Origin of the sequence: Kitasatospora sp. NPDC088779, from assembly GCF_040685395.1 — a bacterium.
Classification (GTDB): Bacteria; Actinomycetota; Actinomycetes; order Streptomycetales; family Streptomycetaceae; genus Kitasatospora.
Genome location: NZ_JBFBHW010000014.1, coordinates 101,056 through 126,870, shown reverse-complemented (window position 1 = coordinate 126,870; position 25,815 = coordinate 101,056). Strand labels below are relative to the sequence as shown.

Sequence of the window (25,815 nt, the reverse complement as noted above, 5' to 3'; positions counted from 1 at the left end):
GACAGCCGAACGTCGGACTCAGCCGGTGTACGGGCCGTAGTCGTAGTCGTCCAGCGGGACCGCCTGGCCGGAGCCGGCGCCGAAGGGCGACAGGTCGTAGTCGTCGTAGCCGACGGCCGAGTACATCGCGGCCTTGGCCTCCTCGGTCGGCTCGACCCGGATGTTGCGGTAGCGGGGCAGACCCGTACCGGCCGGGATGAGCTTACCGAGGATGACGTTCTCCTTGAGGCCCAGCAGCGGGTCCGACTTGGCGTGGATCGCCGCGTCGGTGAGGACCCGGGTCGTCTCCTGGAAGGAGGCGGCCGACAGCCAGGACTCGGTGGCCAGCGAGGCCTTGGTGATACCCATCAGCTGCGGACGGCCGGAGGCGGGGTGACCGCCCTCGGCGACCACGCGACGGTTCTCGGTCTCGAAGCGGCCGCGCTCGACGAGCTCGCCCGGGAGCAGCTCGGCGTCGCCCGACTCGATGATCGTCACGCGGCGGAGCATCTGCCGGATGATGATCTCGATGTGCTTGTCGTGGATCGACACACCCTGCGAGTTGTAGACCTTCTGGACCTCGGCGACCAGGTGGATCTGGACGGCACGCTGGCCCATGATGCGCAGGACGTCGTGCGGGTTGGTGGCACCCATGGTCAGCTTCTGGCCGACCTCGACCGCCTCGCCCTCGCTGACCAGCAGCTTCACACGCTTGGAGACGGGGTAGGCGATCTCGTCGCTGCCGTCGTCCGGGGTGATGACGAGCTTGCGGGTCTTCTCGGTGTCCTCGATCCGCGCCCGGCCGGTGGCCTCCGAGATCGGGGCCACACCCTTGGGGGTACGGGCCTCGAAGAGCTCGACGACACGCGGCAGACCCTGGGTGATGTCGTCACCGGCCACACCACCGGTGTGGAAGGTACGCATCGTCAGCTGGGTACCGGGCTCACCGATGGACTGGGCGGCGATGATGCCGACCGCCTCACCGATGTCGACCAGCTTGCCGGTGGCCAGCGAACGCCCGTAGCAGAAGGCGCAGGTGCCGACGGCCGACTCGCAGGTCAGGATCGAGCGGGTCTTGACCTCGCCGATGCCGTGGCGGATCAGCTCGTCGATCAGCACGTCACCGAGGTCGGTGTTGGCGGTGGCAAGGAGCTTGCCGTCCACCGTGATGTCCTCGGCGAGCATGCGGGCGTACACGCTGGTCTCGACGTCGTCGGCCTTGCGCAGCACGCCGTCCGCACCGACGGTGCCGATCGCCAGCTTCAGGCCGCGCTCGGTGCCGCAGTCCTCCTCGCGAATGATGACGTCCTGGGAGACGTCGACCAGACGACGGGTGAGGTAGCCGGAGTCGGCGGTACGGAGGGCGGTGTCCGCCAGACCCTTACGGGCACCGTGGGTGGAGATGAAGTACTCCAGCACGGTGAGACCCTCACGGAACGACGCCTTGATGGGTCGCGGGATGGTCTCGTTCTTGGCGTTCGACACCAGACCACGCATACCGGCGATCTGGCGCATCTGCATCATGTTTCCACGAGCACCCGAGTCGACCATCATGAAGATGGGGTTCGTCTTCGGGAAGTTCTCGTTCATGGCCTCGGCGACCTCGTTGGTCGCCTGGGTCCAGATGCCGATGAGCTCCTGCTTGCGCTCGTCGTTGGTGATCAGGCCGCGCTCGTACTGACGCTGGACCTTCTCCGCCTTCGCCTCGTAGCCCTCGAGGATCTGGGGCTTGTTCGGCGGGACGACGACGTCGGAGATCGAGACGGTGACACCCGAGCGGGTCGACCAGTGGAAACCGGCCGCCTTCAGGTTGTCCAGGGTCGCCGCGACGACGACCTTGGGGTAGCGCTCCGCCAGGTCGTTGACGATCGCGGAGAGCTGCTTCTTGCCCACCTCGTAGTCGACGAACGGGTAGTCCTCGGGCAGCAGCTCGTTGAAGAGCGCGCGGCCCAGGGTGGTGGTCAGGCGGAACGGCTCGCCGTCGAACCAGGCCGTCTGGCCCTCCTCGTCCACCGGCGGGGTCCAGCCGCGCGGCGGGACGGTGCCGGCCGGCAGGCGCAGCTCGATCGGGGCCTGGACGTCCAGCTCGCGGGCGTCGAAGGCCATGACGGCCTCGGCGGTCGAGGAGAAGGAACGGCCACCGCCCTTCACCGTCTCCCGGTCCGAGGTCAGGAAGAACAGACCGAGCACCATGTCCTGGGTCGGCATGGTGACGGGGCGACCGTCGGCCGGCTTCAGGATGTTGTTCGAGGACAGCATCAGGATGCGGGCCTCGGCCTGCGCCTCCGCGGAGAGCGGCAGGTGGACGGCCATCTGGTCACCGTCGAAGTCCGCGTTGAACGCGGTGCAGACGAGCGGGTGGATCTGGATGGCCTTGCCCTCGACCAGCTGGGGCTCGAAGGCCTGGATGCCGAGGCGGTGCAGGGTGGGCGCACGGTTCAGCAGGACGGGGTGCTCGGCGATGACCTCTTCGAGCACGTCCCACACGACCGGGCGGGCACGCTCGACCATGCGCTTGGCCGACTTGATGTTCTGCGCGTGGTTCAGGTCGACCAGGCGCTTCATCACGAACGGCTTGAAGAGCTCCAGCGCCATGGCCTTGGGCAGACCGCACTGGTGCAGCTTGAGCTGCGGGCCGACGACGATGACCGAACGGGCCGAGTAGTCGACGCGCTTGCCGAGCAGGTTCTGGCGGAAACGACCCTGCTTGCCCTTCAGCATGTCGCTGAGGGACTTCAGCGGGCGGTTGCCCGGGCCGGTGACCGGACGGCCGCGACGGCCGTTGTCGAACAGGGCGTCGACGGCCTCCTGGAGCATGCGCTTCTCGTTGTTCACGATGATCTCGGGCGCGCCGAGGTCGAGAAGCCGCTTCAGGCGGTTGTTGCGGTTGATCACGCGGCGGTACAGGTCGTTCAGGTCGGAGGTCGCGAAGCGGCCACCGTCCAGCTGCACCATCGGACGCAGGTCCGGCGGGATGACCGGGACGCAGTCCAGCACCATGCCGTTGGGCTTGTTGGTGGTCTGCAGGAACGCGGAGACGACCTTGAGGCGCTTCAGCGCACGGGTCTTCTTCTGGCCCTTGCCGGTGCGGATGATCTCGCGCAGGCGCTCGGACTCCTCCGCCAGGTCGAAGGTCTCGAGGCGGTCCTTGAGGGCCGCCGCGCCCATCGAGCCGGAGAAGTAGGTGCCGAAGCGGTCGCGCAGCTCGCGGTAGAGCAGCTCGTCGCCCTCGAGGTCCTGGACCTTGAGGTTCTTGAAGCGGGCCCACACCTCGTCGAGGCGGTCGAGCTCGCGCTGCGCGCGGTCGCGCAGCTGCTTCATCTCGCGCTCGGCGCCCTCGCGCACCTTGCGGCGCACGTCGGCCTTGGCGCCCTCGGCCTCCAGCTCGGCCAGGTCGGTCTCGGCCTTCTTGGCACGGGCCTCGAGGTCGGAGTCGCGGCGGTTCTCGATCTGCTGGCGCTCGACCGAGACGTGCGCCTCCAGGGACGGCAGGTCGCGCTGGCGGCGCTCGTCGTCGACCCAGGTGATCATGTAGGCGGCGAAGTAGATGACCTTCTCGAGGTCCTTCGGCGCCAGGTCGAGCAGGTAGCCCAGGCGGGACGGCACGCCCTTGAAGTACCAGATGTGGGTGACCGGGGCGGCCAGCTCGATGTGGCCCATCCGCTCACGGCGCACCTTGGCGCGGGTCACCTCGACGCCGCAGCGCTCACAGATGATGCCCTTGAAGCGGACGCGCTTGTACTTACCGCAGTAGCACTCCCAGTCCCGGGTGGGGCCGAAGATCTTCTCGCAGAAGAGTCCGTCCTTTTCGGGCTTCAGGGTGCGGTAGTTGATGGTCTCCGGCTTCTTGACCTCGCCGTGCGACCACTGGCGGATGTCGTCGGCGGTGGCCAGGCCGATGCGGAGCTCGTCGAAGAAGTTGACGTCAAGCACTGGTCGTCAAGCCCTCTTTCGTAAGTCGAGAGTCGTTCATGTGGTCTGAGGGGGGCCTGGGGGCGGGCCGGCTGCTCGGGCAGCCGGCCCAACCTCCGTCAGACCTCTTCGACGCTGCTCGGCTCGCGCCGGGACAGGTCAATGCCGAGCTCCTCGGCGGCGCGGAACACGTCCTCGTCGGAGTCCCGCATCTCGATGGACTGGCCGTCCGAGGACAGCACCTCCACGTTGAGGCAGAGCGACTGCATTTCCTTGATGAGGACCTTGAAGGACTCGGGAATGCCGGGCTCGGGGATGTTCTCGCCCTTGACGATGGCCTCGTAGACCTTCACGCGGCCGAGGACGTCGTCGGACTTGATGGTGAGCAGCTCCTGCAGCGCGTAAGCAGCGCCGTACGCCTCAAGGGCCCACACCTCCATCTCACCGAAGCGCTGACCACCGAACTGCGCCTTACCACCGAGCGGCTGCTGGGTGATCATCGAGTACGGACCGGTCGAACGGGCGTGCAGCTTGTCGTCGACCAGGTGGTGCAGCTTGAGGATGTACATGTAGCCGACCGAGACCGGCATCGGGAACGGCTCGCCGGAGCGGCCGTCGAACAGCCGGGCCTTGCCGGTGGAGTTCACCAGGCGCTCACCGTCACGGGTGAGGGTGGTGTTGTCCAGCAGGCCGGTGATCTCGTCCTCGCGGGCGCCGTCGAAGACCGGGGTGGCGAGGTTGGTGCCGCCCTGGACGGTGTCGGCGCCGATCGCCTGGAGGCGCTGGGCCCACTCGTCGGCGAGGCCGGAGACGTCCCAGCCCTGCTTGGCGAGCCACCCGAGGTGGATCTCCAGGACCTGTCCCGGGTTCATTCGGGACGGGACGCCCAGCGGGTTGAGGATGATGTCGACCGGGGTGCCGTCCTCCAGGAACGGCATGTCCTCGACCGGCAGGATCTTCGAGATGACGCCCTTGTTGCCGTGACGGCCGGCGAGCTTGTCACCGTTGGTGATCTTGCGCTTCTGGGCCACGTAGACGCGGACCAGCTGGTTCACGCCCGGGGGCAGCTCGTCGCCCTCTTCGCGGTCGAAGACGCGGACGCCGATGACCTTGCCGGACTCACCGTGCGGCACCTTCAGCGAGGTGTCGCGGACCTCACGGGCCTTCTCACCGAAGATCGCGCGGAGCAGGCGCTCCTCCGGGGTCAGCTCGGTCTCGCCCTTGGGCGTGACCTTGCCGACCAGGATGTCGCCGGTGACGACGTCGGCGCCGATGCGGATGATGCCGCGCTCGTCGAGGTCGGCGAGGACCTCCTCGGAGACGTTCGGGATGTCCCGGGTGATCTCCTCGGGGCCGAGCTTGGTGTCACGGGCGTCGACCTCGTGCTCCTCGATGTGGATCGAGGAGAGGACGTCGTCCTGCACGAGGCGCTGCGACAGGATGATCGCGTCCTCGTAGTTGTGACCCTCCCACGACATGAACGCCACGAGCAGGTTCTTGCCGAGGGCCATCTCGCCCTCGTCGGTGCACGGGCCGTCGGCCAGCACCTGGCCGGACTCGACCCGGGCGCCCTCGTCCACGAGCACCTTCTGGTTGAAGGCGGTGCCCTGGTTGGAGCGGGTGAACTTGGCGGCGCGGTACGTGGTGTACGTGCCGTCGTCGTTGGCGACGGTGACGTAGTCGGCCGAGACCTCCTGGACGACACCGGCCTTCTCGGCGGTGATGACGTCCGCGGCGTCGACGGCGCAGCGGTACTCCATGCCGGTACCGACCAGCGGAGCCTCGCTCTTCAGCAGCGGCACCGCCTGGCGCATCATGTTCGAGCCCATGAGCGCGCGGTTGGCGTCGTCGTGCTCGAGGAACGGGATCATGGCGGTCGCGACCGACACCATCTGGCGCGGCGAGACGTCCATGTAGTCGATCTCGGTGCCCGGGATGTAGTCGATCTCGCCGCCACGGCGGCGGACCAGGACACGCGGCTCGGCGAAGGTCAGCTCCGTCGTCAGCGGGGCGTTGGCCTGCGCGATGACGTAGCGGTCCTCCTCGTCGGCCGTGAGGTAGTCGACCTGCTCCGTGACGACACCCTCGATGACCTTGCGGTACGGGGTCTCGATGAAGCCGAAGGCGTTGACCCGGCCGTACGAGGCCAGCGACCCGATCAGACCGATGTTCGGGCCTTCGGGGGTCTCGATCGGACACATGCGCCCGTAGTGCGAGGGGTGCACGTCACGGACCTCGAAGCCGGCGCGCTCACGGGAGAGACCACCGGGGCCGAGGGCGGACAGACGGCGCTTGTGGGTCAGGCCCGACAGCGGGTTCGTCTGGTCCATGAACTGCGACAGCTGGCTGGTGCCGAAGAACTCCTTGATGGAGGCGACGACCGGCCGGATGTTGATCAGGGTCTGCGGCGTGATCGCCTCGACGTCCTGGGTGGTCATGCGCTCGCGCACGACGCGCTCCATACGGGCGAGACCCGTACGGACCTGGTTCTGGATGAGCTCGCCGACGTTACGCAGGCGACGGTTGCCGAAGTGGTCGATGTCGTCGACCTCGACCACGATGTCGCGACCGGTCTGGTCGTTCCACTCGGTCTCACCGGCGTGCAGCTTCACCAGGTACTTGATCGCACCGATGATGTCGGGCTCGGTGAGCACGCCGGAGTCCAGCGACTCGGCGTTGCCCAGCTTCCGGTTGACCTTGTAGCGGCCCACCTTGGCGAGGTCGTAGCGCTTCGGGTTGAAGTACAGGTTCTCCAGAAGCGTCTGCGCGGCCTCGCGCGTCGGCGGCTCGCCAGGACGCAGCTTGCGGTAGATGTCCAGCAGCGCGTCGTCCTGGCCCTGGGTGTGGTCCTTCTCCAGGGTGTTGCGCATGGACTCGTACTCGCCGAACTCCTCGAGAATCATCTCGTTGGTCCAGCCGAGCGCCTTGAGCAGCACGGTGACGGACTGCTTGCGCTTACGGTCGATGCGGACGCCGACCATGTCGCGCTTGTCGATCTCCATCTCCAGCCAGGCACCACGCGAGGGGATGACCTTGCAGGAGTAGATGTCCTTGTCGGACACCTTGTCCAGGGTGGAGTCGAAGTACACGCCCGGGGAGCGGACCAGCTGCGACACGACGACACGCTCGGTGCCGTTGATCACGAACGTGCCCTTGTGGGTCATGAGCGGGAAGTCGCCCATGAAGACCGTCTGAGACTTGATCTCACCGGTCTCGTTGTTGGTGAACTCGGCCGTGACGAAGAGCGGAGCCGCGAACGTGAAGTCGCGGTCCTTGCACTCGTCAATCGAGTTCTTCGGCGGCTCGAAACGGTGGTCGCGGAAGGTCAGCGACATCGACCCACTGAAGTCCTCGATCGGGGAGATCTCCTCGAAGATCTCCTCCAGACCGGACTTGGTGGGGACGTCCTGACCGTTCTCCAACGCCGCCTCGACCCGGGACTTCCAGGCCGCATTGCCGAGCAGCCAGTCAAAGCTCTCGGTCTGCAGGGCCAGGAGGTTGGGGACCTCGAGGGGCTCCTTGATCTTCGCGAAGGAGACGCGGAGCGGGGCGGTGGATGCGGCGGAATTGTTCGAGGCGTTGCGCGGCGCGGCCAAGAGGGGGGTCCTTCCGAGGGCTCGGAGCTCACTACGCGCGTACCAGCCGGGCCTTCACGGGCTTGGTCCCGCCTCCCTCGCCACTGGCCTCCGCCGGGATCGAGATCCCAGGTCAGAGCCGCTTTGCGGAGGCGATGCCAGACCCCTTCAGGGCAACGCAGACTCCGGGCGACGAGTCACGGAGCAGCTAACAGGCAGCGCAAAGGGACAGTGTAGCCAAAGGGCACACTGCTGTCCAGCTCTGATTCGGAAACCGAATCGGAGACTCCTCCCGGTAGCCGGCGGACGCGAACGCCCACCGGGTACTGCACCGGCCCGGGCACTGCCCGGGCCCCATAACTCACGTGGAGTCATTTCCCGCCTGAGCCACTGGTTATGCATCCAGGGGCAAACCAACCGGGCGGACTCGCGCCTTGAGAATCGCGCGCCTCGCCGGGTTCGTCAAGGGCCCGCAGGCGGTGCGGACCTCGACCCGTCCATCGGCCGGACGCCCCCCGGCGTTACAGAAGCCGTGGTGGGGGCCACAGTCGATGACGGTGATCACCATACCCGTCCGCACCGACGCTGCCGAGTGGGCTCTCGGCCACACCGGCGCATCCCGGCCGCGGACCGGCCCCGGGGCCGTCCCAGGGCCGCTCAGGGCCGGAAACGCGAAAAAGCCGGGCCGACCACCCACAAGGGTGATCGGCCCGGCTTCAGGCCCCCTCAGAGGGGGCGAGAAGTCACTTGACGGTGACCTTGGCGCCGGCACCCTCGAGGGCGGCCTTGGCCTTCTCGGCAACGTCCTTGGCAACCTTCTCCAGGACCTTGGCACCAGCGGTGTCAACGAGGTCCTTGGCCTCCTTCAGGCCGAGGGAGGTCAGGGTGCGCACCTCCTTGATGACCTGGATCTTCTTGTCGCCGGCACCATCGAGGATGACGTCGAACTCGTCCTGCTCCTCGACGGCCTCAACGGCGGCCGGGCCACCGGCGGCGGCAACGGCGACCGGGGCGGCGGCGGTGACGTCGAACTTCTCCTCGAAGGCCTTCACGAAGCCAGCGAGCTCGATGAGGGTGAGGTCCTCGAACTGCGCGAGCAGCTCGTCCTGGGACAGCTTCGCCATGATGGCGTCCTTCCACTAAATCGGCAGGTGATGCCGTATGTACGGGTGGGGCGGGCACGGGCCCGCAGCGAGGCGTGAGCCTGCCGATTACTCGGCGGCGGCGTCCTCGGCGGCGGGAGCCGGCGTACCGGCACCGCCCTGCTCGACCTTGTCGCGCAGCGCGTCCACAGTGCGGACGAGCTTCGACGGCAGGGCCTGGAAGAGCGCGGCAGCCTGGGACTGCTTGGCCTTCAGGGCACCCGCCAGCTTGGCGAGCAGCACCTCGCGGGACTCGAGGTCCGCGAGCTTCTTGATCTCATCGGCGGACAGCGCCTTACCGTCAAGGACACCGCCCTTGATGATGAGAGCGGGGTTCTCCTTGGCGAAGTCACGCAGAGCCTTCGCCGACTCCACCGGGTCACCGGTGACGAAGGCGACAGCCGTCGGACCGTTGAACAGGTCGTCGAGCTCCGAAATCCCGGCCTCGTTGGCCGCGATCTTGGTCAGCGTGTTCTTCACCACGGCGTACTCGGCGTTCTCGCCGAGCGAGCGACGCAGGGTCTTGACCTGCTTCACCGAGAGACCGCGGTACTCGGTCAGCAGCGCCGCGGAGGAGCCACGGAACTTGTCCGTGATCTCGGCGACGGCAGCAGCCTTGTCGGGCCTTGCCATAGGCTTACGCCTCCTTCCGTGATGTCGAAATCCGGCCGACCGCGAAAGTCGACCATTCACGCCTCGAACCAACCGGACGGAAGGAAAGCCTGCGGAAAAGCAGATGAGCCCCGGTGCGCAGGGCGCACGGGGCTCGAAACGACCTCAACGGATGTTCGCGCGAACGCGGACCCGGAAGTCGAAGCTCCAGACACACCTGCGCGGGCTGCCTGCGACGAAGCGCAGATCCTTCGGCCACCGAATCCCTCGCGAGAACGGTGACAACCAGCGGTCTTTGGCTTCGGTAACAGTAACCGGACTCGGCCGTCCGGGGCAAATCGCCCCTGAACGGCCGATCCCCGCCGGGCCGGCCGCGCCGGACGGGGCTCAGCGGGCCAGTGGGGAGACCGTCCGGGGCCCGGTGTCCACGGTGTCCGCCTCGGCCGGGGCCTGCACCGAGAGCAGGGCGCCGGCGAAGTCGGAGTAGAGGATCGAGTCGTCCGCCCGGCCGCTGTCACCGCTGCCGGTGCGCTGGAGCCGGACCAGCTGGTCCTTGTCGTTGAGCCAGAGGTCCACGGTGAGCGAGATCGAGCCGCCGGGGGCCAGCGCGGCCCGCAGGCCGTCCCGGCGGGCCTGGGTCAGCTGGGTCTGGGCGGCGGCGTAGCGCTCGGCGGTGGTGGTGATCCGGTAGTGCTCGACCGTCGAGTCGTCGAACTTCTCCTCACCCACGAACCGCGGGTCCACCCCGTCGGCGGTGGCGGCGGCCAGCGCCTCGACCGGGTTCAGCAGGTCGATCAGCCCCGCGTACGGGACCTCCCGGTGGCCGTCCGGGTCCGGCGGGACGGAGAAGCGCTCCCAGTGCCGGCCGCCCTGGCGAGCCGCGGTGGCGGCGTCACCGCCCTGGTAGGCGACGGTGTCCACGACGATCAGCTGCTCGGCGTCGGCCGGGGTGGAGCGCTTGATCTGGAGCGCCGTCTTGGGCTGCCAGAACAGCGGCCCGGCCCCGGCGTCCGCTCCCAGCCGGTAGCTGACCTTGGCCCGGCGGGCGGTCTGCATGGCCAGCTGGGCGGAGACCAGGACGCCGTGCGGCGAGCGGTCGCTGGGCTTGGCCGCCTCGGTCGACGAGGAACTGGTCGGGGTCGGGCTGCCGGAGGGCACGGCCGGCGTGCCGCCACCCCCGCCGCATCCGGCCAGCCCGCTCGCCAGCAGGACGACCGCGGCCAGCGCCGCCAACCGCCGTCGTCCCGCCATCGTCTGGTCCCCTCTCGCCCGGGCGCCGCGTCGGCGGCTTTCGTTCCGGCCACCTTGCCACCCTGCCCCGGATCAGCCGGTGGCGCCCCCCTTGCCCAGCTTCGCCAGCTCGGCCAGTTCCACCGTGTCGGCCGCCTCCGGCACCCGCAGCGGTGACCGGCGTGCCGTAGTCCGAGTGGAGGACGGTGGACTTGCCGTGCTGCGCCCCGGGGGTCAGCCGTTCGGTACGGAGGGAGCCGTGTCGGCTCCGGTGCGCGGGCTCGGCGGATCAGCCGAGCAGTTTGAGGAGGTCGGTCTCGCTGCCGAGGTCGGTGGCGGCGGGGGCGTCGATCTTCGCGGCCTTGCCGAGGTCCGCGTACTTGACGGTGACGGCGTCGTGCTCGCCGTTCTTGTCGCCGTACTCCTGGTACTGGACGAGTTCCTGCCGGCCGTTGAGCCAGAAGTCGATGGTGAGGGTCCTGCCGTCCTCTTCCAGGGACTTCTGGACGGCCGTGCGCTGTTCGGCCGTGAGCGCCGGCATGCCGGCCACCATGGCGGAGGCCTCCTCGACCACCCGCAGGTGGGTGACCTGGACGCCGTCGAGGCTCTCCTGGCCGACCTTGGCGGGCTTGCCGCTCTGCGCGGCGAGCCCGAGCTGGGCGACCGGGTTGAGCAGCTGGCTCATCAGCAGGACGCCGTCGCCGAGTTCGTTCGAGGCGGGCAGCTTGATCCAGTGCTTGCCGCCCATGGCGGCGGCCTCGGTGTCGCCGCCGCCGAGGTAGCCGTCGGTGCCGATCACCCGGAACCGGATCTTCTTGGTCTCCACCTCGCCCGTCAGGTCGACGGCCGTCCGGTTCGGGTCCTTCCAGTCGGCGTCGCCGCTGCCCGCGGTGTGGGTCGAGCCGTCCGGGGAGACCATGGTGACCTTGCCGTTGCCGGCCTTCTGCATCACCAGGGCGGAGGCGGCCAACGCGGCCTTGGGGTCTCCGGCCGGCGCCGCGTCGCCGCTCTTGGCGTCGCCGCCCTTGCTGCCGCAGGCGGTGGCGGCACCGAGCAGCACGGCCGCGGTGACGACGGTCGAGGCGAGGCGCGCAGCGCGCATGGAGTCCCCCGTGAGATCCGAACGATCCGATGAAGAACCGATTTTCGGCTTCTTCTCACGCGGACTCTAACGGATCGCCAGATGTCCCACGCGCCGGACAGCCCCCTCCCGTCACCCGGCTTCGACAGGGGGCGCGTCGCCTTCTCCGGGGGTCGAGACATCCGTCGTGGTCACCGTGGTGCCGTCGCTCCCCCGGGCCGTCTCACGCAGTCTCAGCAGCCGCTCGCCGGGCCCGACCCAGACGTCGTAACCGATCGCCGTCACCCCCCGCCGGCGGTACCAGTCGACCACCGCGGCGAGTCGCGCGGGGGTCAACTCCTGGTCCGCGCCGAAGTATTCGGCCACCGGCGTGGTGCCCTGATAGTGCGCCACGGTCGTCCCGGCCAGCTGTTCGCCGCCGAGCGAGCCGAGCTTCCCGGTCTGCGCGATCTCGTACGCGCGGCTGCCCGGGTTGGTGACCAGGGCGGTCATCCAGCCACCCGCGTAGCCGCCCGGGCCGGTGGTCGCCCGCGGATCGAGCGACTCGGCGCCGTCCCGGTCCGCGTGCTTGGGCGGGGCGCCCTGGTAGCTGAGGTCGAGTGCACCGTCCCTCAGGGTCAGCTGCCCGGTGCCCTGCTCGTCGGTGACGGTCAGGGCGCCCTCGTCCCGGGTGCCCCAGGTCAGGGTGCCGCTCGCGGTGCGGCGGCCGGCCGGGCCCTCCTCGACCACGTCGATCCGGGCGCCGCCGGCGTCGTCCAGCGCCTGGGCGGCGGCGAGCACCACCTGGCGGGGCGGTACGGGCGCGGGGTCGCCGTCGGGGGTGCGGGTTCCCGGGGCGGCCAGCAGGCTGCACCCGGTGGTGGCACCGATCAGCAGCAGGGTGGCCACCGCGACGGCGGGGCGAAGGGTGGGCGGCACGGCACGCTCCGACGGTCACACGTTCTGCACATGATCTGACCGGCAGAGCGTACGACGCTTCGGGCAACCGTTCCCATCCACCCCCGTCCCGATCCGGAAACGACTGCGGGCCCGCACCCCCGGTGAAGGGGGTACGGGCCCGCAGTACGGACTGCTTCAGAGCCGATCGGCTCAGACCGCGGCCGGGTCCTCTTCGACGAAGAGGTTGCGGGTGCGGTTCGGGTCCACGGGGATGCCGGGGCCGATCGTGGTGCTGATGGCGGTCTTCTTGATGTAGCGGCCCTTGGCGGCGGACGGCTTGGCGCGGAGCACCTCGTCCAGCGCGGCGGCGTAGTTCTCGACCAGCTGCTCGTCGGTGAAGGAGGCCTTACCGATGATGAAGTGCAGGTTCGAGTGCTTGTCGACGCGGAACTCGATCTTGCCGCCCTTGATGTCGTTGACAGCCTTGGCGACATCCGGGGTCACGGTGCCGGTCTTCGGGTTCGGCATCAGACCACGGGGACCGAGCACGCGGCCGAGGCGGCCGACCTTGCCCATGAGGTCCGGGGTGGCGACGACGGCGTCGAAGTCCAGACGGCCCTTGGCGACCTCGTCGATCAGCTCGTCGGAGCCGACGATGTCGGCGCCCGCAGCACGCGCGGCCTCGGCACGGTCACCGGTCGCGAAGACCAGGACCCGAGCGGTCTTACCGGTGCCGTGCGGGAGGATCACGGTGCTGCGGACCATCTGGTCGGCCTTGCGCGGGTCGACGCCCAGACGCATGGCGACCTCGACGGTGCCGTCGAACTTGGTGGTGCTGGTGGCCTTGGCGAGGCGGATGGCCTCGAGGGGGGCGTAGAGGCGGTCGCGGTCGACCTGAGCGTCCGCGGCCTTCAGAGCCTTGCTGCGCTTCACTGCTGCTCCTGAATGGTGATGGGAGTCGTGGTATCACGGGCCTGCGCAGGCCCTACCACAGGGACGAAAAGAGCTGGTCAGCCCTCGACGGTGATGCCCATCGACCGGGCGGTGCCGGCGATGATCTTCTCCGCCGCGTCCAGGTCGTTGGCGTTCAGGTCGGGCATCTTGGTGGTGGCGATGTCGCGGACCTGGGCGCTGGTGAGCTTGGCGACCTTGGTCTTGTGCGGCTCGCTGGAGCCCTTGTCCACACCGGCGGCCTTCAGGATGAGGCGCGCGGCCGGCGGCGTCTTCGTGATGAAGGTGAAGGAACGGTCGTCGTAGACCGTGATCTCCACCGGCACGATCATGCCGCGCTGCGACTCGGTCGCAGCGTTGTAGGCCTTGCAGAACTCCATGATGTTGACGCCGTGCTGGCCCAGCGCGGGGCCGACCGGCGGCGCCGGGTTGGCCGCACCGGCGTTGATCTGGAGCTTGATAAGCCCCGTGACCTTCTTCTTCTTGGGAGGCATGTCTCTCCGGGTCCTTCCGAGAGGTGAGTGCTGGTGTGTGCGGAACCGGGGCGACACCCGGCCGCCAACACACACATCGAACCAGGCTAACGCCTTAGCGCCGCTGGACCAAAACGGATCCGGGGCAGGGCCCTCGGCCCCGCCCCGGATCCGAAGACCGTGGGACTAGTTCTTCTGGATCTGGTCGAAGGAGAGCTCGACCGGGGTCTCCCGGCCGAAGATCTCGACCAGGCCCTTGACCTTCTTCGAGTCGGGGTTGATCTCGTTGATGGTCGCCTGCAGCGTCGCGAACGGACCGTCGGTGACGGTGACCGAGTCGCCGACCTCGAAGTCCAGCACCTGGATCTCGCTCGGCTTGATCGGCGAGGGCTTGCCGGCCTCCTTGGCCGCCTGGCGCTCGACGTCCGGGGCGAGCATCTTGACGACCTCGTCCAGGGTCAGCGGGTACGGGTCGTAGGCGTTGCCGACGAAGCCGGTGACACCGGGGGTGTTGCGCACGACGCCCCAGGACTCGGGGGTGAGGTCCATGCGCACCAGGACGTAGCCGGGGAGCTTGTTCTGGCGGATGGTCTTGCGGTCGCCGTTCTTGATCTGGACGACCTCCTCCTGCGGCACCTCGGCCTGGAAGATGTACTCCTCGACGTTCAGCGAGACGGCGCGCTGCTCCAGGTTCTGCTTCACCCGGTTCTCGTAGCCGGCGTAGGTGTGGATCACGTACCACTCGCCCGGCATGAAGCGCAGGTCCTCGCGGAACTTGGCGACCGGGTCGACCTCGACGGCCTCCTCAGCCTCGGCCTCCTCGGCGTCGGCGTCGGCCTCGGTCTCCTCGGCGGCGGGCTCCACGTCGTCCTCCACGTGCAGCGCCGCCTCCTCGGCGGGCTCGCCGGCCTCGGCCTCGTCGTGCGCGTCGACCTCGTCCTCGTCGCCGTCCACGGCGTCAACGATCTGCTCGGCGGACTCGGCTTCGTCAGCCAGCTCGGCCGCGTCCAGCTCGGCGGCGACATCCGCCTCGCGGACGGTCTCGTCGGCGTCGTACAGGGGGGACTCAGACACGGTGGCTGCTTCTTTCCTGGAGATGGTGAAGGTGGCGCGCTCCGGGGCCGGCTCCGGCGGGCTGCCGCTCGCGCGGGCGCCAGGAGAGGACTCGGAGACTTCAACAGTACCGAGTCCACGGTAGCGGCCTCGTACGTCCGGCGCAGACAGCACGACCCGGGCCGATGATTCGGCCCGGGTCGGGAGACTGCTACGGAGGTGGGACGGCCAGGTCAGCCGAAGACCAGGAGGCTCAGCTTGGAGAGGCCGTAGTCGAGGCCGGCCACGAAGCCCATCACGACCACCACGAACACGACGACGACGGTCGTGTACTGGGTGAGCTCGCTGCGGGTGGGCCAGACGACCTTGCGCAGTTCGGCGATGATCTGGCGGTAGAACAGGCCGATTCGGGCGAACGGGCCCATCTTGCCGCGCTTGCCGGACTTCTTGTCACCGGCGCGGGCGGCGCGCTTGCGCTCGCGGCGCGAGAGCGACTTCTCCTCGCCCTCGGCGGGCGTGGTGTCGGCAGCGCCGTCGGCCCCCTCGGGGTTGCCGCTCTCAGGCGTTGCGGTGGAGCCCGTGGTCTCCGTCACTCGTCCTCACCTGAATCCGGGTCCGGCCGAGCGGCTCGCGCCCGATGGGGCACGAACGGCCGGCTACAAGCGGTGCTGATTCGGCGCCCTCTCCGCATCAAGCCCGCTCGCTCTGTGGAGCGAACGGGCTGAAAACGGATCAAGCAGCAGGGCAAGAGGGACTTGAACCCCCAACCGCCGGTTTTGGAGACCGGTGCTCTACCAATTGAGCTATTGCCCTACGGGGTCTCGCGACTCCGTAGCGACCAACCTACCGCATCTCCCCCGACTGTCTGCACAGCTGGTGAAGCTCCGGTTCTTTTTCGGCGGGCCGTCGAGCAGTGAGCATACGTGGTCGAGGGGTGTTTGGTCGAACCTCTTCTTCCGGGAGCACCGGTTGTCCGGCATATGTCCGGCATGCCCGCATGATCACCGGCGGATCGACGGGCGCCGCCATGTGGACGGTCCGGTACGGATGGTGAAACCGCGATGCCCGGTCCGTCCCGGTTCTGCGACGATGCAGGCATGAGCGCTTCCACCCCGCAGCCCGACCGTTCCATCCGCCCCGCCGACCGCCGGGTCTCCGCCCGGGTCGGCGCGATCGCCGAGTCCGCGACCCTCGCCGTGGACGCCAAGGCCAAGGCCCTCAAGGCGGCCGGCCGTCCGGTGATCGGCTTCGGAGCCGGCGAGCCCGACTTCCCCACCCCGGACTACATCGTCGAGGCGGCCGTCGAGGCCTGCCGCGACCCGAAGAACCACCGCTACACCCCGGCGGGTGGCCTGCCCGAGCTGAAGTCCGCGATCGCCGCCAAGACGCTGCGCGACTCCGGCTACGAGGTGGACGCCTCCCAGGTGCTGGTCACCAACGGCGGCAAGCAGGCGATCTACGAGGCGTTCGCCGCGATCCTGGACCCGGGCGACGAGGTCATCGTCCCGGCCCCGTACTGGACCACCTACCCGGAGTCGGTCCAGCTCGCTGGCGGCGTCCCGGTGGAGGTCGTGACCGACGAGACCACCGGTTACAAGGTCTCGGTCGAGCAGCTGGAGGCCGCCCGCACCGAGAACACCAAGGTGGTGCTCTTCGTCTCGCCGTCCAACCCGACCGGCGCGGTGTACACCGAGGCCGAGGCCGAGGCGATCGGCCGCTGGGCGCTGGAGCACGGCCTCTGGGTGCTCACCGACGAGATCTACGAGCACCTGGTGTACGGCGACGCCTCCTTCACCTCGCTGCCGGCCCTGCTGCCCGAGCTGGCCGACAAGTGCGTCGTGGTCAACGGCGTCGCCAAGACCTACGCGATGACCGGCTGGCGGGTGGGCTGGGTGATCGGCCCCAAGGACGTCATCAAGGCCGCGACCAACCTGCAGTCGCACGCCACCTCGAACGTCTCCAACGTCGCCCAGCGCGCCGCGATCGCCGCCGTCAGCGGCGACCTGGCCGCGGTGCACGAGATGCGCACCGCCTTCGACCGCCGCCGCAAGACCATCGTGCGGATGCTCAACGAGATCGAGGGCGTGTACTGCCCCGAGCCGGAGGGCGCGTTCTACGTGTACCCGTCCGTCAAGGGCCTGCTGGGCAAGGAGATCCGCGGCCGGCGCCCGGAGAGCTCCGGCGAGCTGGCGTCGCTGATCCTGGACGAGGCCGAGGTCGCGGCCGTCCCGGGCGAGGCCTTCGGCACCCCCGGCTACCTGCGGTTCTCCTACGCGCTCGGCGACGCCGACCTGGCCGAGGGCATCGGCCGGCTGCAGAAGCTGCTCGGCGAGGCCCGCGACTGACACCCGTCGGCGCCCGCTGACACCCGCTGACACCCGCGCTTCACGTCGGGTACCGCCCTCTTTCACCCCTTCGGGGGACGGAAGGAGGGCGGTTCCCGTTTGGGGGTCCGATGCGGCAGTATCGGCGAATGGAACGCCTGTTGAATCCGCGAGACGTCAGGGACCTCCCGAAGGCCCACCTGCACCTGCACTTCACCGGCTCGATGCGGCCCGCCACCCTGCTGGAGCTGGCCGACAAGCACGGCGTCCGACTGCCGGAGGCGCTCAGCTCCGGCGAGCCGCCGCGACTGCGGGCCACCGACGAACGCGGCTGGTTCCGCTTCCAGCGCCTGTACGACACCGCCCGCTCGGTGCTGCGGGACGAGGAGGACATCCGCCGGCTGGTCCTGGAGACCGCCCAGGACGAGCGGCGGGACGGCTCCCGCTGGCTGGAGATCCAGGTCGACCCGACCTCGTACGCGCCCCGGCTGGGCGGGCTGATCCCCGCGCTGGAGCTGATCCTGGACGCCGTGGAGCACGCCGCCACGGCCACCGGGGTGGGCATCCGGGTGCTGGTCGCGGCGAACCGGATGAAGTCCCCGATGGACGCCCGGACGCTGGCCCGGCTCGCCGTCCGGTACGCCGACCAGGGCGTGGTCGGCTTCGGCCTCTCCAACGACGAGCGGCGCGGCCTCGCCCGGGACTTCGACCGGGCCTTCGAGATCGCCCGCAAGGGCGGGCTGCTGGCCGCCCCGCACGGCGGCGAGCTGGCCGGGCCCGAATCCGTCCGGGACTGCCTGGACGACCTGGGCGCCGGCCGGATCGGCCACGGCGTCCGCGCCGCCGAGGACCCCCGGCTGATGGAACGGCTGGCGGACCGCCAGATCACCTGCGAGGTCTGCCCGTCCTCGAACGTCTCGCTCGGCGTCTACGAGCGACCCGAGGACGTCCCGCTGCGGCGGCTGTTCGACGCCGGCGTGCCGCTGGCCCTGGGCGCGGACGACCCGCTGCTGTTCGGCAGCCGGCTGGCCGCCCAGTACGACCTGGCCCGCGACGTCCTCGGCTTCGGCGACGCCGAACTCGCCGAGCTGGCGCGGCAGTCCGTCCGCGGCTCGCGCGCGCCGGAGGCCGTCCGCAAGGAGCTGCTGGCGGACATCGACACCTGGCTGGTCAGCGGCACCTGAGGCGTGCCCTGTGGACCGGGCCTAGAGCTTGACGCCGATCATCACCGGCTCGTTCACCAGCTCGACCCCGAAGGCCTCGCGGACGCCGTCCCGGATCTCCCGGGCCAGCGCCAGCAGGTCCTCGGCGGTGGCCGCGCCGCGGTTGGTGAGCGCCAGGGTGTGCTTGGTGGAGAGCGTCGCCGGGCCGCTGCCGTAGCCCTTGCCGAAGCCGGCCCGGTCGATCAGCCAGGCGGCCGAGGTCTTGGTGCAGCCCTCCGGCGCCGGGTAGGCGGGGGCGTTCTCGGTGCCCGGGCGGGTCCGGAAGGACTCGTACTGGGCGGCGGTGAGCACCGGGTTGGTGAAGAAGGAGCCGGCCGACCAGGTGTCGTGGTCCGCCGGGTCCAGCACCATGCCCTTGCCGGAGCGCAGCCCCAGCACCGCGTCGTGCGCCCGCTCCAGCGGCACCCGCGCGCCCTGCTCGACGCCGAAGTGCCTGGCCACCTCGGCGTACTTGACCGGAGTGGAGAGCCCCGCGTGGTCGGCCAGGGCGAACCGCACCCGCAGCACCACGTAGCGGTCCGGCTCGGCCTTGAAACGGCTGTGCCGGTAGGAGAACGCGCACTCGGCGTTGGGGAGCGTGACCACCTCGCCGGCCGTGCGGTCGTAGGCGACCACCTCGGTGATCGACTGGGCGACCTCCTGGCCGTACGCGCCGACGTTCTGCACCGGGGTGGCACCGGCCGAGCCGGGGATGCCGGCCAGGAACTCGACGCCCGCCAGGCCGTGCTCGCGCACCGCGCGGGCGACCGCCTCCGACCAGACCTCGCCGGCCGCCAGCTCCAGCACGGTGCCGTCCAGGGCGAAGCCGGTGGTCGCGATCCGCAGCACGGTGCCGGGGAAGCCGGCGTCGCCGATCACCAGGTTGGAGCCGCCGCCGAGGACCAGCAGCGGCTCGCCGGCCTCGTCGGCCGCGCGGACGGCGGCGATCACCTCGTCGTCGGTGTGGGCGGTCACCAGGCGGCGGGCCGGGCCGCCGAGCCGGAGCGTGGTCAGCGGGGCGAGGGGGGCGTCGTTTTCTACCAGCACGCCCACCAGCGTACGGGTGCGGGGACGGCCGCCCGGCCGCCCCCGCACCCGGATCGGCCGGTCAGGCCTTCGAGGCCTCGGCGTGGACGGGCGCCGCGTCCTCGGCCCGCTCGGCACCGGCCTGCTCCGGCTCCACGGCCGCCGGCTCGTCGGCGACGACCGCGGGCTTCACCCGGCGCGGGAGGAAGAACGCGCAGACCGCCGCGACCGCCACCACCCCGGCGCCGACGTACAGCGCGGGCACCAGCCCGTCGATGAAGGACTGCTCCGACGTGTACCCGCCCTGCGCCGAGAACACCGCCGAGAGGACGGCCACGCCGAGCGCGCCGCCGACCTCGCGCAGCGCGTTGTTGGCGCCGGAGGCGATGCCCTGCTCCTCCGGCCGGACGCTGTCCATCACCAGGGCGGCGGTCGGGGCGAAGTACAGCGACATGCCGATGCCGCAGATCACCACGGCGGGGATCTCGGCGGCGTAGTCGTAGCCGGTGCTGCCGCCGGTGATCGCCGCGTACATCGCCAGGCCGGCGCCCTGCAGCAGCAGCCCGGTGACCACGATGGGGCGGCCGCCGAAGCGGTCGGCCAGGATGCCCGCGATCGGGGCGACGATCAGCGGCATGCCCGTCCACGGGAGCATCCGGATGCCGGCCTCCTGCGGGCTGTAGCCGCCCACGCTCTGCAGGTGCTGGCTGATCAGGAAGATCGAGCCGAACATCCCGAGGAACATCAGCAGGCCGGAGGCGTTGACGGCGGAGAAGGCCCGGCTGCGGAACAGCCGCATCGGGAGCATCGGGTGCTCGGCCCAGCGCTGCTCGTACAGCACGAAGGCGGTGAGCAGCGCGACGCCGCCGATCAGGGAGCCGAGCACCAGCGGGCTGGTCCAGCCGTTCGGGTTGCCGCGGATCAGGCCGAGGACGACGCCGAACAGGCCAAGGCTGACCAGGATCGTGCCGACCACGTCCAGCGCCGGGTTGGCGCCCCGGCTCTCGCGGAGCTTGAGGGCGGCGAGCGGGATCAGGACGAGGCCGACCGGGACGTTCACCCAGAAGATCCACTGCCAGGAGAAGTGCTCGGTGAGCGTCCCGCCGACCAGCGGTCCGGTGGCGACGGCCAGGCCGTTGACGCCCGCCCAGATGCCGAAGGCCAGACCCCGCCTGGCCGCCGGCACCGCGGCGGTGAGCAGGGTGAGGGTGAGCGGCATGGAGACCGCGGCGCCGGCGCCCTGGACGGCGCGGGCGGCGATCAGCGCGCCGATGCCCGGCGAGAGGGCGGCGGCGGCGGAGCCGACGGTGAAGAGCGTGAGCCCGACCAGGAAGATCCGGCGGCGGCCGAACCGGTCGCCGAGCGCGGCGCCGAACATCAGCAGGACGGCGAAGGACAGGGTGTAGGCGCTGACCGTCCACTCCAGGTCGGACAGCCCGCCGCCGAGGTCCTCGCGGATGGACGGCAGCGCGGTGGTGACGACCAGGTTGTCCAGGCTGGCCATGAAGCCCGCGACGCTGGTGATCACCAGGGTCCAGACACCGAGCCGTCCCAGGCCCTGTTCTTCCGTTCTCTCCGTCATGACTTCCCCCCAGGGGTCTTAGATAGTTATTGATCACTAACTTTCGAGGCCCGAAAAAAGGCCGCACGGACTCCACCGTGCGGCCCGCTACTCCCCGCCCTCGCCGTGCTCTCCGTGCTCTCCGAAGCCCAGGCCGCTCCAGATCCGGTGGTCCCGGGGGTACCCCAGTGCCACCAGCGTGTTGATCAGCATCCCGTACGCGAAGAACTCCGCGGCGCCCTGCACGTCACCGCCGATCCGGCCCCTGACCCGCTCGAACAGCTCCTCCCAGAGCCTCCGGGCGGTCTCCCCGATCTCGTCCTCGCCGGTCGTCCGGGCCGCGAACACCGAGACGTAGAGCTGCATCTGCATCATGAGCTGCTCGCTGTCCGCGACCAGGCCCAGGTACGCCTCGGACATCGCTTCGGCGGCCGCCGGCCCGGTCAGCCCGACCGAGGCCTCGTCGAAGACCTTCCAGGTCTCCTCGATGCAGCGCTCGGCGGCGGCCGTGAAGATCGCCTGCTTGCCGGGGAACAGCCGGAACAGGTACGGCTGCGAGACACCCACCCGGCGGGCGATCGCCTCGGTGGACGTCCCCCGGTAGCCGCTCCTGGCGAATTCGATCACCGCGGCACGAACGACGCTCTCGCGCCGCTCCTCGGCGCTCATCCGCATGCTCGTCCTCGCCATAGGAGTCAAGTTAGTGGCCAATCACTATCTTCGCAAGGCCGACGGGCACGGCGGGAATCCCGTCGGACGGGCCCCGCCGCGGCCGGACACACCTGGGGCCGAGGTGCCTTCAGGCGAGCCGGACGACCGCCCTGGACATCCCGAGCACCTTCTGCCCGCCGGTGGTGGCCAGCAGGTCGACCTGCACCTTGCGGTCGTCCAGCAGCTTGGCGACCTTGGCCGACACCTCGACCACCGCACCGACGCCGTCGTTCGGCACCGGGACGGGGCGGGTGAATCGGACGCCGTACTCGACCACCGCGGCCGGGTCGCCGACCCAGTCGGTGACCACCCGAATGGCCGCGGCCATGGTGAACATTCCGTGCGCGATGACGTCCGGCAGGCCGACCTCCACGGCGAACTTTTCGTTCCAGTGGATCGGGTTGAAGTCGCCGGAGGCGCCCGCGTACCGCACCAGGGTGTCGCGGGTCACCGGGAAGGACTGCGCCGGCAGCTGGGTGCCGACCTCGACCTCGTCGTAGCTGATCGCCATCGTGTTCACTTCCCCGTCTCGTCGGCGGCCCGGGCCACCAGCGTCATGACCGACGTCACCACGTGCTCGCCGATCGCGTCCGACACCTCGCCACGCACGGTGAGCACGTCATTGCCCGCCAGCGACTTGATGTTGTCGATGGTGACCGCGACCGTCAGCCGGTCACCGGCCAGCACCGGGCGGGAGTAGGAGAACTTCTGGTCCCCGTGCACCACGCGGCTGTAGTCCAGGCCCAGCTCCGGGTCCTCGACCACCTGGGAGGCCGCCTGGTAGGTGATCACGAACGGGAAGGTCGTCGGGGCGATCACATCGGGGTGGCCCAGCGCCTTCGCCACCGCCGGATCGGTGAACGCCGGATTGGTGTCCCCGATCGCGATCGCGAACTCGCGGATCTTCTCCCGGCCGACCTCGTACGGCTCGGTGGGCGGGTAGGTCCGCCCGATGAAGGAGGGGTCGAGTGCCATGGGGCAACTCCTCGGAAGCACGGTGGATCCGGCGGCCGTTGCCGCCGGCGGGGCGCGCATGGGTGCATACGCGAAAAACTCCGGGCCGCACCCCCTGAGGGATGCGGCCCGGAGCTCAAGACCTGTGTCACACAGGCCCGATGCCCTGCGAGAGGGTCAGCGGGTCTCGCGGTGCGCGGTGTGCGAGTTGCAGCGGGGGCAGTGCTTCTTCATCTCAAGACGGTCCGGGTCGTTACGCCGGTTCTTCTTGGTGATGTAGTTCCGCTCCTTGCACTCCACGCAGGCCAGCGTGATCTTCGGGCGGACGTCGGTGGCAGCCACGGGAGTGCCTTCCTGGGACAACGAATAAGAACACAACAAGAGTAGCCGACCGGGAGTGCGATCTCCCGACCGACTACGCGGGGTAGCGGTGACCGGACTTGAACCGGTGACACAGCGATTATGAGCCGCTTGCTCTACCAACTGAGCTACACCGCCACAGTGATCCGCAGCACAACCGAAGCCGACTGCTTTTCACCAGAGCCCCCATGCGGAATCGAACCGCAGACCTTCTCCTTACCATGGAGACGCTCTACCGACTGAGCTATAGGGGCGAACGAGGAAGAGATTACACGTTCCGCGCCCAGAGGTGAAATCCGTATCCCGACGCGAAGACCGCAGGTCGGCGAGGTGAACGGACGGACGATCCAAGGCCCCGCGTTCGATCGGCCCACCAGCCGCACGGCCCGACCCGATACGACTATTGCCCGCCTCCGAGCGCCCCGCCCCCACGCGCCATAGGCTCGACCCTCATTGACGGGGACGGCCCGGGGCGTCAGGACGACCCGGGATCAGGACGGTCCGGCCGACCGGACGGGCCAGCGCGGGAAGGAGCCTGCGATGGACAGCGCAGCCGCCGACGGACCGCACTCCGGCTCCGGCCCGACAGCCAACCCGCTCGGGCACGGACCGGTCCTCCTGCTCACCGGCGCCCGGCTGGCCGACGGGCGGGTGGTGGACGTCCGGATCAGCGGCGACCGGATCCAGGCCGTCGGCACCGTCGGCAGCCTCGGCCCGCTGCCCGCCCTGCCCGGCGCGCCCACCATCACCACCGGCGCCAGGATCGACCTCAAGGGCTACCTGCTGCTGCCGGCCCCCGCGGAGGCGCACGCCCACTACGACACCGCCTTCTCCGCCGCCCTGTCCGCCCCGCCGCCGGAGAGCCCCTCCGACCTCACCCGGCGGGTCACCGAGGCCGCGCTCGCCTCGCTCGGCTACGGCGCCACCGCCCAGCGCACCCACGTCCGGATCGGCGACGTGCACGGGCTGCGCCGGCTGGAGGCGGTGCTCACCGCCCGGCAGGCGCTGCGCGGCCTGGCCGAACTCCAGGCGGTGGCGATGCCCCGGCTGCTCACCGGCCGGGCCGGCGCCGACGGCCGGGCACAACTGCGCGAGGCGCTCAAGCTGGGCGCCACCGCGGCCGGCGGCTGCCCGGAGCTGGACCCGGATCCGGCCGGGTACGTCCAGGTGCTGCTGGAGGCCGCCCGGGAGGCGGACTGCTCGGTGGACCTGCACACCACGGCCGGCGATCCGGCCCAACTCTCCCGGCTGGTCGGCGCGTTGGCCCCGCTGCGGCCGCGGGTGACGCTCGGGCCGTGCGGGGCGCTGGCCCGGGGCGCGTCCACGGTGCTGGCGACCGGCGGGGTGCGGGTGGTCTGCCTGCCGCAGAACGGCGGCTGCACCGGGCTGGAAGGCCGGTCGCCGGGGCTGCGGCCGGGCCTGCTGCGGGAGTTGACGGAGGCCCGGGTGCCGTTGGCGGCCGGCAGCGGCGCCCTGCGGGACCAGTCCAACCCGGTCGGCCGGGCGGATCCGCTGGAGTCGGCATACCTGCTGGCAGCCGGCGGGGAGCTGGGCCTGGAGGCGGCGTACGACGCGGTGGCGAACCAGGCCCGGGCGGTGCTCGGGCTGCCGCCGGTCCGGGTGGACGCCGGGTTCCCGGCGGAGCTGCTGGCGGTGCGCGGGGACAGCCTGGCGGGGGCGCTCGCGGGCGGCCACAGCCGGCTGGTGGTGCACAGCGGCCGGGTGGTCAGCCGGACGAGCGCGGTGCGGGAGTTCGCGGACACCGTGGCGCTGGCGCTGCCCCGGCAGTCCGGGAGCGCCGGCGGGGGCTGAACAGCCTCCCCCTCCCAGAAAGTTCAAGGGGCGCGCGACGGATGTCGCGCGCCCCTCCCCCACCTGCTGGCCGCCGTTCGACGGCGGCTGGAGCGGTCCCGGGCCTCCCCCACATTGGAGCCGGTCCCGCTCGGTCAGCACTGACGCTACGCCCACGGACCACCGCTCCGGGCCTGCCTTGACGCTCCCCTGTCGGCCTCCGGCCCGCTCTTGACGGGTCGTTGACGCGGCGGCTGCCGGGGCGGCGTTCAGGGCTCGTACCGGTACCCGATCCCCGGTTCGGTGATCAGGTGCCGCGGGCGGCCCGGGTCGCGCTCCAACTTGCGCCGCAGCCCGGCCAGGTAGACCCGCAGGTAGTTGCCGCGCGCCTCCTGGGCCGGTCCCCACACCTCGCGCAGGATCTGCCGCCCGGGCACCAGCCGGCCCGGGTTGGCCACCAGCAGGGCGAGGATCCGCCACTCGGTCGGGGTGAGCCGCACCGGGCCCCGCGGGCCGGTCACCGTGGTGGCCGTCAGGTCGACGGTGTGGTCGCCTATCACCGGCCGCCCCAGCGGGGCACCGCCCAGCGGCCGGCGCAGCACGGCGCGCAGCCGGGCCAGCAGTTCCTCCATCAGGAACGGCTTGGTGAGGTAGTCGTCGGCGCCCGCGTCGAGGGCGCCCACCTTGTCGGCGGCACCGGACCGGCCGGAGAGCACGATGATCGGCATCGCGCTGCGGGTGCGCAGGCCGCGCAGCACGTCCATGCCGTCCAGGTCCGGCAGGCCGAGGTCGAGCAGCACGGCGTCCGGGGCGGAGTGCGCGGCGCGGTCCAGCGCCTCGCCGCCGCTGGCGGCCGTCCGCACGGCGTACTGCCGGGCGCTGAGGTTGATCCGCAGCGTGCGCAGCAGGGCCGGTTCGTCGTCGACGATCAGGATCTCGCTCATGCGGCCACCTCGCTCCGCTCGGCGGTCACTTCGCGGGACACGCGCCTTTCGGCGG

21 protein-coding genes and 3 tRNA genes are annotated in these 25,815 nt (G+C 70.2%); 3 read left to right on the top strand and 21 right to left on the bottom strand.

Annotated features, from left to right (window positions below; all coding sequences use genetic code 11):
- Positions 1-18: 18 nt before the first annotated feature.
- The 12 genes from AB0P03_RS16155 to AB0P03_RS16100 form a co-directional block, all read right to left on the bottom strand.
- Complete coding sequence (locus AB0P03_RS16155; RefSeq protein ID WP_350877062.1) at positions 19-3,912, bottom strand: DNA-directed RNA polymerase subunit beta'; 3,894 nt, start codon at positions 3,910-3,912, stop codon at positions 19-21.
- Between the two features lie 98 nt (positions 3,913-4,010).
- Positions 4,011-7,487, bottom strand: coding sequence for a DNA-directed RNA polymerase subunit beta (gene rpoB, locus AB0P03_RS16150; protein WP_350877059.1), 3,477 nt, complete (start codon positions 7,485-7,487; stop codon positions 4,011-4,013).
- 722 nt (positions 7,488-8,209) lie between these two features.
- Positions 8,210-8,593 (bottom strand): 50S ribosomal protein L7/L12, encoded by a 384-nt coding sequence (gene rplL / locus AB0P03_RS16145; protein WP_208869184.1) that lies wholly within the window; start codon positions 8,591-8,593, stop codon positions 8,210-8,212.
- Positions 8,594-8,677: 84 nt separating this feature from the next.
- Positions 8,678-9,241 carry a 50S ribosomal protein L10 gene (gene rplJ, locus AB0P03_RS16140; protein WP_063348937.1) on the bottom strand — a complete coding sequence of 188 codons (564 nt, stop codon included), beginning with the start codon at positions 9,239-9,241 and terminating at the stop codon, positions 8,678-8,680.
- Positions 9,242-9,607: 366 nt separating this feature from the next.
- Positions 9,608-10,471, bottom strand: coding sequence for a hypothetical protein (locus tag AB0P03_RS16135; protein ID WP_363580063.1), 864 nt, complete (start codon positions 10,469-10,471; stop codon positions 9,608-9,610).
- 268 nt (positions 10,472-10,739) lie between these two features.
- The gene (locus AB0P03_RS16130) at positions 10,740-11,552 is read right to left on the bottom strand and encodes a hypothetical protein (RefSeq protein WP_363629369.1); all 813 of its coding nucleotides are present in this window, start codon (positions 11,550-11,552) and stop codon (positions 10,740-10,742) included.
- A gap of 111 nt (positions 11,553-11,663) precedes the next feature.
- Positions 11,664-12,449, bottom strand: a complete 786-nt coding sequence (locus tag AB0P03_RS16125; protein WP_363580059.1) for a hypothetical protein — start codon at positions 12,447-12,449, stop codon at positions 11,664-11,666.
- Between the two features lie 171 nt (positions 12,450-12,620).
- The gene (rplA, locus tag AB0P03_RS16120) at positions 12,621-13,343 is read right to left on the bottom strand and encodes a 50S ribosomal protein L1 (protein WP_363580057.1); all 723 of its coding nucleotides are present in this window, start codon (positions 13,341-13,343) and stop codon (positions 12,621-12,623) included.
- 77 nt (positions 13,344-13,420) lie between these two features.
- Entirely contained in the window at positions 13,421-13,855 is a 435-nt protein-coding gene (gene rplK / locus AB0P03_RS16115) for a 50S ribosomal protein L11 (protein ID WP_063348931.1), read from the bottom strand.
- Positions 13,856-14,020: 165 nt separating this feature from the next.
- Positions 14,021-14,908: a transcription termination/antitermination protein NusG gene (nusG, locus tag AB0P03_RS16110; protein WP_363617949.1), complete on the bottom strand. Its 888-nt coding sequence runs from the start codon at positions 14,906-14,908 to the stop codon at positions 14,021-14,023.
- A gap of 212 nt (positions 14,909-15,120) precedes the next feature.
- A complete protein-coding gene (gene secE, locus AB0P03_RS16105; protein WP_350877047.1) occupies positions 15,121-15,480 on the bottom strand; it encodes a preprotein translocase subunit SecE in 360 nt (119 codons plus the stop codon).
- Positions 15,481-15,627: 147 nt separating this feature from the next.
- A tRNA-Trp gene (locus AB0P03_RS16100) sits at positions 15,628-15,700 on the bottom strand.
- Between the two features lie 284 nt (positions 15,701-15,984).
- On the opposite strand from AB0P03_RS16100, the gene AB0P03_RS16095 reads away from it, so the two are divergent.
- Together AB0P03_RS16095 and AB0P03_RS16090 are read left to right on the top strand one after the other, a co-directional pair.
- Complete coding sequence (locus AB0P03_RS16095; protein ID WP_363580053.1) at positions 15,985-17,232, top strand: pyridoxal phosphate-dependent aminotransferase; 1,248 nt, start codon at positions 15,985-15,987, stop codon at positions 17,230-17,232.
- A 128-nt stretch (positions 17,233-17,360) separates the two neighbouring features.
- The gene (locus AB0P03_RS16090; RefSeq protein ID WP_350877043.1) at positions 17,361-18,395 is read left to right on the top strand and encodes an adenosine deaminase; all 1,035 of its coding nucleotides are present in this window, start codon (positions 17,361-17,363) and stop codon (positions 18,393-18,395) included.
- Between the two features lie 21 nt (positions 18,396-18,416).
- Here the strand turns inward: AB0P03_RS16090 and AB0P03_RS16085 are convergent, their stop codons facing one another.
- The 8 genes from AB0P03_RS16085 to AB0P03_RS16050 all read right to left on the bottom strand — a co-directional run bounded on the left by AB0P03_RS16085 (position 18,417) and on the right by AB0P03_RS16050 (position 23,279).
- Positions 18,417-19,460 carry a UDP-N-acetylmuramate dehydrogenase gene (locus tag AB0P03_RS16085; RefSeq protein ID WP_363629367.1) on the bottom strand — a complete coding sequence of 348 codons (1,044 nt, stop codon included), beginning with the start codon at positions 19,458-19,460 and terminating at the stop codon, positions 18,417-18,419.
- A 61-nt stretch (positions 19,461-19,521) separates the two neighbouring features.
- Complete coding sequence (locus AB0P03_RS16080; protein ID WP_363629365.1) at positions 19,522-21,021, bottom strand: MFS transporter; 1,500 nt, start codon at positions 21,019-21,021, stop codon at positions 19,522-19,524.
- Between the two features lie 87 nt (positions 21,022-21,108).
- Positions 21,109-21,690, bottom strand: coding sequence for a TetR/AcrR family transcriptional regulator (locus AB0P03_RS16075; protein WP_363580047.1), 582 nt, complete (start codon positions 21,688-21,690; stop codon positions 21,109-21,111).
- A gap of 109 nt (positions 21,691-21,799) precedes the next feature.
- On the bottom strand, positions 21,800-22,222 hold the full coding sequence (locus AB0P03_RS16070; RefSeq protein WP_063351327.1) for a MaoC family dehydratase: 423 nt from the start codon (positions 22,220-22,222) through the stop codon (positions 21,800-21,802).
- A 5-nt stretch (positions 22,223-22,227) separates the two neighbouring features.
- A complete protein-coding gene (locus AB0P03_RS16065; RefSeq protein ID WP_363369376.1) occupies positions 22,228-22,686 on the bottom strand; it encodes a MaoC family dehydratase N-terminal domain-containing protein in 459 nt (152 codons plus the stop codon).
- A 156-nt stretch (positions 22,687-22,842) separates the two neighbouring features.
- Positions 22,843-23,007: a 50S ribosomal protein L33 gene (gene rpmG / locus AB0P03_RS16060; RefSeq protein WP_006604855.1), complete on the bottom strand. Its 165-nt coding sequence runs from the start codon at positions 23,005-23,007 to the stop codon at positions 22,843-22,845.
- A gap of 83 nt (positions 23,008-23,090) precedes the next feature.
- Positions 23,091-23,163 (bottom strand) — tRNA-Met (locus AB0P03_RS16055).
- Between the two features lie 43 nt (positions 23,164-23,206).
- Positions 23,207-23,279, bottom strand: a tRNA-Thr gene (locus tag AB0P03_RS16050).
- A 286-nt stretch (positions 23,280-23,565) separates the two neighbouring features.
- On the opposite strand from AB0P03_RS16050, the gene AB0P03_RS16045 reads away from it, so the two are divergent.
- Positions 23,566-24,837, top strand: a complete 1,272-nt coding sequence (locus tag AB0P03_RS16045) for a hydrolase (RefSeq protein WP_363629363.1) — start codon at positions 23,566-23,568, stop codon at positions 24,835-24,837.
- Between the two features lie 248 nt (positions 24,838-25,085).
- Here the strand turns inward: AB0P03_RS16045 and AB0P03_RS16040 are convergent, their stop codons facing one another.
- Entirely contained in the window at positions 25,086-25,760 is a 675-nt protein-coding gene (locus AB0P03_RS16040; protein ID WP_363580044.1) for a response regulator, read from the bottom strand.
- Between the last annotated feature and the right edge of the window lie 55 nt (positions 25,761-25,815).

Coding starts and splice junctions, on each gene's coding strand:
- rplJ (WP_063348937.1), bottom strand. CDS start 9,241: ATGGCAAGGCCCGACAAGGCTGCTGCCGTCGCCGAGATCACGGACAAG.
- AB0P03_RS16135 (WP_363580063.1), bottom strand. CDS start 10,471: ATGGCGGGACGACGGCGGTTGGCGGCGCTGGCCGCGGTCGTCCTGCTG.
- AB0P03_RS16130 (WP_363629369.1), bottom strand. CDS start 11,552: ATGCGCGCTGCGCGCCTCGCCTCGACCGTCGTCACCGCGGCCGTGCTG.
- rplK (WP_063348931.1), bottom strand. CDS start 13,855: ATGCCTCCCAAGAAGAAGAAGGTCACGGGGCTTATCAAGCTCCAGATC.
- AB0P03_RS16095 (WP_363580053.1), top strand. CDS start 15,985: ATGAGCGCTTCCACCCCGCAGCCCGACCGTTCCATCCGCCCCGCCGAC.
- AB0P03_RS16090 (WP_350877043.1), top strand. CDS start 17,361: ATGGAACGCCTGTTGAATCCGCGAGACGTCAGGGACCTCCCGAAGGCC.
- AB0P03_RS16080 (WP_363629365.1), bottom strand. CDS start 21,021: ATGACGGAGAGAACGGAAGAACAGGGCCTGGGACGGCTCGGTGTCTGG.
- AB0P03_RS16075 (WP_363580047.1), bottom strand. CDS start 21,690: ATGGCGAGGACGAGCATGCGGATGAGCGCCGAGGAGCGGCGCGAGAGC.
- AB0P03_RS16070 (WP_063351327.1), bottom strand. CDS start 22,222: ATGGCGATCAGCTACGACGAGGTCGAGGTCGGCACCCAGCTGCCGGCG.
- AB0P03_RS16065 (WP_363369376.1), bottom strand. CDS start 22,686: ATGGCACTCGACCCCTCCTTCATCGGGCGGACCTACCCGCCCACCGAG.
- AB0P03_RS16045 (WP_363629363.1), top strand. CDS start 23,566: ATGGACAGCGCAGCCGCCGACGGACCGCACTCCGGCTCCGGCCCGACA.
- AB0P03_RS16040 (WP_363580044.1), bottom strand. CDS start 25,760: ATGAGCGAGATCCTGATCGTCGACGACGAACCGGCCCTGCTGCGCACG.